Origin of the sequence: Pseudoalteromonas sp. SIMBA_162 (assembly GCF_046535955.1) — a bacterium.
GTDB lineage: Bacteria > Pseudomonadota > Gammaproteobacteria > Enterobacterales > Alteromonadaceae > Pseudoalteromonas > Pseudoalteromonas marina.
Genome location: NZ_JAWJBQ010000233.1, coordinates 1 through 294, shown reverse-complemented (window position 1 = coordinate 294; position 294 = coordinate 1). Strand labels below are relative to the sequence as shown.

Below are 294 nucleotides of genomic sequence, written 5' to 3'. Positions count from 1 at the left end.
GTGCCGCGCTTGCCTCGACGGCCGCCACGGACACCTGAACGATGCACGGTATCAACCAGTCATCCGTCGTGGTTCCGTGCGGTAGCGCGGCGTTGTCAGAGACATAGCCGAGCGACAGCTTCGGCCACTGGCGGCGAATCTCGGCGGCGACGGACAGCCCGCCGACGCCGGAATCGAAGACCAGTACCGGGGCGGAGGAACAGGAAGCGAAGGCACGCGTGTGGCCGGCGCGGGCAGGGCTCACGGGCAGATCCCGCTGGCGACAATCATCATGGTGACGCGTGACTCGATCAG

Annotated in this window: 1 pseudogene; it reads right to left on the bottom strand. The window is 67.0% G+C overall.

The window, feature by feature from the left end:
- Positions 1–244, bottom strand: a pseudogene (locus R0J88_RS19485) (hypothetical protein); the annotation flags it as partial.
- Between the last annotated feature and the right edge of the window lie 50 nt (positions 245–294).